Source organism: Bradyrhizobium genomosp. I (2014) (assembly GCF_000261685.1).
In the GTDB taxonomy this organism is placed as follows: domain Bacteria; phylum Pseudomonadota; class Alphaproteobacteria; order Rhizobiales; family Xanthobacteraceae; genus Bradyrhizobium.
In genome coordinates this window covers 51,242-58,177 of sequence record NZ_AJQE01000136.1, presented here as the reverse complement: position 1 = coordinate 58,177, position 6,936 = coordinate 51,242, and the positions used below count along the sequence as shown (strand labels likewise).

Here is a 6,936-nt window from a genome sequence, read left to right as displayed (position 1 = left end):
CTCCTGCCGCTGCTGCTGCAGCGGTTCGAGATCGCCGACCTGATGCTGCTGCGGCCGCGCATCCATGTCAGCCTCAAGCCGGACGGCGACAGCAACTGGACACCCTTCATCCAGACCATCGCGCGCACCATGAAGCCCGGAGCCGAGAACCAGGTCTCGTTCTCCGAAATCCGGATCCAGGACGGGGTGCTCGATTACGAGGAAGCCGCCGCGCATGCCACCGAGAAGCTCGAGGACATCGACCTGTCGCTGGCCTGGCCCTCGATCTCGCGCTCCTTCGCCGCGACCGGACAGTTCGACTGGCGCGGCGAGCGCGTCGACGGCTCGATCAGCTTTTCCGATTTCGTCGCCGCCCTCTCCGGCGACCGGTCCGGCCTGAAGGCGCGAATCGCCAGCGCACCGCTCAAGCTCGCATTCGACGGCAGCGTCGCCAACCGCACCAGCCCGATGATGGAAGGCACGCTCACCGTCGACAGCCCGTCCTTGCGCAACGCGCTGCGCTGGACGGGACAGCCGCAGCCCGGCAGCGGCGGCTTCGGCCGGTTCGCGCTGAAGGCGCGCGCCAACGTCGTCGGCGCCTCGATCGCGCTCACGAACGTCAATGTCGAGCTCGACGGCAATGCCGCCGAGGGCGTCATGACCTACGCCAACAACGGCCGGCAGACGCTGCAGGCGACGCTCGCCGCCGACGCGCTCGACTTTACACCCTATATCTCGACGTTCCGTCTGCTTGCGAGCGGCGCGCGCGACTGGAACAGGCAGCTGTTCGACCTCAACGGATTGTCGACCACCGACCTCGACATGCGCCTGTCGGCAGCAAAGCTGACGGTCGGGCCGACCAGGCTCGGCCGCACCGCGATCGGCGCCAATTTGCGCAATGGCACGCTGGCGCTCTCGGTCGGCGAGGCTCAGGTCTATGGCGGGATCGCAAAGGGCTCGTTCGGCATCGCGCGGTCCGATACCGTCGCCGACATCAAGGCGCAGTTCCAGTTCACCGACGTCGATCTCCAGGCCTGCGCCACCGAATTGTTCGGCCTCAACAAGCTGTCCGGCCGCGGCAACATCAACGTCTCGCTCCTCGCCTCCGGATCGAGCCCGTTCGGCCTCGTGCAGTCACTCGACGGAAGCGCCACCGTGACCGGGCATGACGGTGCGATCTCGGGCTTCAACGCCGAGCAGCTCCTGAAGCGGCTGGAGCGGCGGCCGCTGTCGGGCGGCGGCAATTTCCGCAACGGCTCGACGCCCTACACCAATCTCACCATCGCCGTGAAATTCTCCGACGGGATCGCCACCGCCGAGGACATCCGCGTCGAAGGCCCGGCGACGAAGATCACGCTCACCGGCACCGCCTCGGTGCCGACGCGCGAATACGACATGAAGGGCGTGGCGAGTCTCAACAGCGCGTCGGGGTTCGAACTGCCGTTCGTGGTGCAGGGCCCGTGGGACGATCCGCTGATCTTTCCCGATCCGGAAAGCCTGATCCGTCGCTCGCCGGCCTCCGCGCCGCTGCTCGACATGCTGAAGGACCGCAAGGGGGGCGATGCCGTGCGCTCCGCAATCGAGCGCATCACCGGCAGCGGAAAGCGTCCCGCACCTGCGGAATCGCCGACGGCGGAGAACGCGAAGGACGGCGCCAAGTCCAACTAGAGGTATCAACGACACTTCCTTTGGATTGGCAGCCTGCACGCCACGGGCTCGACTTGCCAGGCTGACGACCGCGACCGATTTCGCGCAAACGCGGCATCACGCAGCCGATTGCGTTGTCGCGATCCAGCTCTTGTCCTCCTGCACCGCCGTTGCCTTGCCGGTCTTCATCCCGGTCGCGACCGTGAGAGTGCCCTGCTGTCCCAGTTCACGGGCCAACACCTCGCGATCACAGGCGTCCTCCCACAGCGAAATGGTGATGGATGCGACACAGTTGCTGATCATGCTGGTCAGCGCCCGCGCCTCCGACATGAAGCGGTCGATGCCGACAAGCAGCGCCACGCCGGTCACGGGCAAATCCGGCATCACCGATAGAGTCGCGACAAGCGCAACGAAGCCGCTGCCGGTGACACCGGCGGCCCCTTTGGACGTCAGCAGCATCAATCCAAGCATCGCCGCAATCTGCCCCCATGACAGGTGAATGTCGCAGGCTTGCGCGATGAAGATGGAAGCCAAGGTGAGATAAATGGCGCTGCCGTCTAGATTGAAGGAATAGCCCATCGGCAACACGAGCCCCGATACGCCTTTCCGGCATCCGAGCTGCTCCAACTTGCGCAGCGCGCCCGGCAGCGCCGGCTCCGACGACGACGTGCCGAGCACGATCAGCAGCTCTTCCTTGAAGTAGCGGATCGTTTTCCACAGGCTGAAGCCGTTCAGCCGCGCCAGCGTACCAAGCACGACCACCACGAACACGGAGCAGGCGATATAGAATGTCAGGATCAGCAATCCGAGCGAGCCAATCGATCGGATGCCATAGCGGCCCACCGTGAACGCCATGGCGCCAAAGGCGCCGAGTGGAGCGAGCTTCATGATGAAGCCGAAGGACACGAACAGCACCTGAGAGAATGAGGCGACTGCCTTTGTCACCACGACACCTCCGTCGCCGGCACGGCTCAGGCCGAAGGCGATCAGGATTGAGACTAGCAACACCGGCAGCACTTCGCCATCGGCGAACGCTCCAAAGAACGAATGCGGGATGATGTGCAGCATGAAGTCCGCGAAGCCGGATACCCCTGCCTGCTTGGTGAATTTCGCGGCCACCGACGGGTCCAGCGTATTGACCGCAACATGCATGCCCGCGCCCGGCTGGATCAGCGACACCGCGATCAGTCCTGCCAGCAAAGCGAGCACGGTCAGCAGGTAGAACAGCGCCATGGACTTCACCAGCGTGCGGCCGACCTCGCGGGAATCGCTGACGCTGTTGATGCCGCTCACAATGGTGCAGAACACGATCGGCGCGATCATCATCTTGACCAGCTTGACGAAGCCGTCGCCAAAGGGCTTCAGCGCGGCGCCAAACTCGGGCCAGAAATGGCCTGTGAGAACACCCAGCATGAGGCCAATCAGCACCTGGACGTAGAGAATCCGGTAGAAGGGCTTTCCCGCCTCGTTGTTCGGGTGCCCAACCAGCGCTTCCTTGTGCATTTGCATTCTCGTTTCTCCCATGGCTCTGATTATTCTTGATGGCTTCGGAGGCGCGGCGGGCTTCAGGCCGCCAGGACCGAATGAGGCACGTGCGACCGACGGGCGAAGACGTGGCCCTCGAAGATTCGCCGGGCTGTCCGCAGCACCCGGGCAACCGGGCCGGGCTCCAGCCGAACCACGAGCTGGCCGGAGGGATGGGCGAGCGTGATCGGCACCGGCGGCATCAGCGGTCCGACCATCTCTGCAGCGATCGTTCCGGGCGTGACGCACGCAGTGGCGATCGCGACCGCGCCGGTGACCGCCAGCGCGGTATGGCAGTCGTGCGGCATGAAGTACCTGACGTTCAAGGTCGCCCCGCTCGCGGGCGCGATCAGAACCGGTTTCGGGATCACCATCGTCGCGGGATTGGGAAAGCCCATCCGGCGTCCCGCTTCGATGCGCAACTCTTCGAGACGCGCGCGGAAGCCGCTTTCGGCAAAGTCGGAGGGCGCCTCGCGGCCGCTCCATCCCAGATCCGCCGCGCGGACCAGCATGACCGGCATCGCCGCGTCGAGGCAGGTCACATCGATTCCCCTGATGCGGTCGACCGCCCGTCCCGTCGGCAGGAGGCGGCCGGTGCGTGCGCCGGCCGCGTCGGGGAACGACAGTTCGATCGGCGCGGCCGTTCCCGGAACACCATCGATCCGCGCCTCGCCGTCGTAAGTCACGTGTCCTGCGGGGGTCGGAACGGTCGCGTCAATCAACTTGCCGGTGTTGACATTGTGGATGCGCACATGGGTGCGATCTGCGGCAGCGGCGACCAGGCCGGCTTCAATTGCGAACGGCCCCACGGCCGCCAGCATGTTTCCGCAATTCGGAGAGGTATCGACGATCCCCTCGCGAACCCGCACCTGGGCAAACAGGTAATCGACATCGGCGCCGGGCACCGTTGCCGGCCCGATGATCGCGACCTTGTTGATGACGGCATTGCCGCCGCCGATCCCGTCGATTCCAAGATCGTGTCCCCCTCCCATCACGGACAACAGGACCGCGTCGCGCAGGTTCGGGTCGACCGGAAGATCGCGGGCCAGGAAAAACGGCCCGCGCGAGGTGCCCCCGCGCATGACCACACAGGGAATGGCAATCTGATCGTTCATGGAGCTCTTCCGTTCGGCGACATCTTCACGCAGGCCAGAGCATCCTTCGGCAGAACTATTTTGTGAAATGCAAAGATCTGATGTATTATTTCGTATATCGATATAATGGAGCCTGCCATGAACGCGGAACTGCTCGACCTCAAGGCGTTCATCACCGTGGCGGAGACGGGAAGCTTCGTCCGCACCGCCAGGGCGCTGAACCTGTCGCAGCCGGCGCTGAGCCGACGCATTCAAAAGCTGGAAAAGAGCCTCGGTGCACCGTTGCTCGAACGGTCGACGCGCCACGTCAATCTCACCATGACCGGGCGCGACTTCCTGCCGAAGGTGCGCCGCCTCATCGACGAGTTCGAGACCTCGGTGCTCGCCATCCACGATATCGGCGCGCGAAGTTCAGGCCTGGTCTCGGTGGCTGCGGTGCCGACAGCGGTGTTCTATTTCCTGCCGCGTGCGATCGGTCGGTTTGCCGAAGCGTATCCGCGCATTCGCATCCGGATACTCGACATCGGTGCCAACGAGGGATTGGAAGCGGTCGCGCGCGGAGAAGCCGACTTCGGCATCAACTTCATCGGCGCTTCGCATGCGGAAATCGAGTTCGAGAAACTGGTTGAGGATCCCTTCGTCCTGGCCTGCCGTCACGACCATCCGCTGGCATCGCGCAGGCAGGTCAGTTGGTCGGAGATCGTGTCGCACCGAGTCATCACCGTCGGTCGCAACAGCGGCAATCGCGCGCTGATCGACAATGCGCTGGCGCGACACGGCCTGCAGCTGAACTGGTCCTATGAAGTCGCTCACCTCTCCGGCTCGCTTGGCCTGGTCGAAGCGGGCCTCGGCATCGCCGTGCTGCCGAGGCTCGCGACGCCAGCGGCCGGCCATCCGATCATTCACACCATTCGGCTGACCGAGCCGGAAGTGTCGCGGACGATCGGCATCGTGCGCAGGCGCGGGGCGACGCTATCGCCTCATGCCAGCCAATTTCTCAAGATGCTCCTCGAGGCATGGCGTTCTCCTTCCCCGACAAGCGGGCAAGGCAAGCCGCGGCCCCGATCCGCTGAGGCGAGTTCGAATGCCGCTTCGACGGGCCTCAAAGGAAAACGCTGACGAAGCCAGACGCCACGAGGTGAATTGATTGGCATGCATCGATGCGACCTTTGGATCGATGCGCGAATTCCAACCACGACCTATGTCTGACAACATGCCGCTAGATCGGATGACGACCATGCGCTAGTGTTTTATACGACCGGTTAAAAACACCGGCCGTTTGAGGGAGAAAAACGTGAGATCCAAGGTAATTGGCGCAGTATCATTGGCGGTCGCTGCAGCCGGGCTTTTTGCTGCCACTGCACCCGCCTTTGCACAGCAGAAGACGATCACGGTCTGGTGGGGCAAGGGCTTCTATCGCTCCGAAGACGACGCGCTGATCGAGACGATCAAGAAATTCGAAGCCAAGACCGGCATCAAGGTCGAATTGTCGCAATACGCGATCCAGGACATGATTCCGAAGACGGTCGCCGCGCTCGATGCCGGCACGGTTCCCGATGTCGCCTATTCCGACTCCTATGACGTGCAGGCGCAGGGCAAGTGGGCCTATGAGGGCAAGCTCGAGGATCTCACGGACGTCATGGAGCCGATCAAGGGCCGGTTCGTGCAGAATACGCTGGATGCGTCGATCCTCTACAACGACGTCACCAAGAAGAAGGCCTATTACGGCTTTCCGTTGAAGCAGCAGAGCATGCACGTCCAGATCTGGAACGACATGCTGGAGAAGGCCGGCTTCAAGCAGAGCGACATCCCGAACGACTGGACTGGCTATTGGACGTTCTGGTGCGACAAGGTGCAGCCGGCGATCCGCAAGGCCACCGGCCAGCGCATCTACGCCGTGGGCCAGCCGATGGGCGTGGAATCCACCGACTCCTTCCAGTCGTTCTACACCTTCATGGATGCCTACCACGTCAAGCTGGTCGACGATGACGGCAAGTTGCTGGTCGACGACCCGAAGGTCCGTGACGGCCTGATCAAGGCGATGAAGGACTATACCGACACCTACATCAAGGGCTGCACCCCGCCCTCCTCGACCACCTGGAAGGATCCCGACAACAACGTCGCGTTCCACAACAAGACCATCGTGATGACCCACAACTTCACGATTTCGATCGCGGCGAAGTGGTTCGAGGACTCGCAGAACCAGGCGCTCACCCAGGAGCAGCGCGACGCCGGCAAGAAGGCCTATGAGCAGGACATCATCACGGCATCCTTCCCGAAGGCGCCGGATGGTTCAACCATCAAGTACCGCTCCGACGTCAAGACCGGGCTGGTGTTCACCGCAGCCAAGAACAAGGCCGAGGCCAAGCAGTTCATCAGCTTCCTGCTCCAGGAAGAGAACGTCCGTCCCTACATCGAGGGCGCGCTCGGCCGCTGGTTCCCGGTGACCAAGGAAAGCCAGGAAAGCCCGTTCTGGCAGGCTGACAGGCACCGCAAGGCCGTCTACGCGCAGTTCAAGGGCGGCACCGCCGCGTTCGATTTCACCAAGAACTGGAAGTTCACGATCCTCAACAACGAGAACGTGTGGGCGAAGGCAATGAACCGCGTCGTCAGCGAGAAGGTCCCGGTCGACAAGGCCGTCGACGAACTGATCGCCCGCATCAAGCAGGTCGCGGGTTAAGTCGCCCGCCCC

The 6,936-nt window shown here is 63.4% G+C and carries 5 protein-coding genes; 3 read left to right on the top strand and 2 right to left on the bottom strand.

The window, feature by feature from the left end; genetic code table 11:
• The coding region (locus tag IC50_RS12850; RefSeq protein WP_050990974.1) for an AsmA family protein at positions 1–1,647 on the top strand (1,647 nt) is incomplete at its 5' end.
• Positions 1,648–1,743: 96 nt separating this feature from the next.
• Here the strand turns inward: IC50_RS12850 and dctA are convergent.
• The gene (dctA, locus tag IC50_RS12845; protein ID WP_035704729.1) at positions 1,744–3,129 is read right to left on the bottom strand and encodes a C4-dicarboxylate transporter DctA; all 1,386 of its coding nucleotides are present in this window, start codon (positions 3,127–3,129) and stop codon (positions 1,744–1,746) included.
• 62 nt (positions 3,130–3,191) lie between these two features.
• Positions 3,192–4,265: a 4-oxalomesaconate tautomerase gene (locus tag IC50_RS12840; protein ID WP_035704727.1), complete on the bottom strand. Its 1,074-nt coding sequence runs from the start codon at positions 4,263–4,265 to the stop codon at positions 3,192–3,194.
• A gap of 117 nt (positions 4,266–4,382) precedes the next feature.
• Here IC50_RS12840 and IC50_RS12835 point away from each other — a divergent pair, with 117 nt between their 5' ends.
• Positions 4,383–5,363: a LysR family transcriptional regulator gene (locus tag IC50_RS12835; RefSeq protein WP_035704739.1), complete on the top strand. Its 981-nt coding sequence runs from the start codon at positions 4,383–4,385 to the stop codon at positions 5,361–5,363.
• A gap of 175 nt (positions 5,364–5,538) precedes the next feature.
• Positions 5,539–6,924, top strand: a complete 1,386-nt coding sequence (locus IC50_RS12830; protein WP_035704725.1) for an ABC transporter substrate-binding protein — start codon at positions 5,539–5,541, stop codon at positions 6,922–6,924.
• Positions 6,925–6,936: the final 12 nt, after the last annotated feature.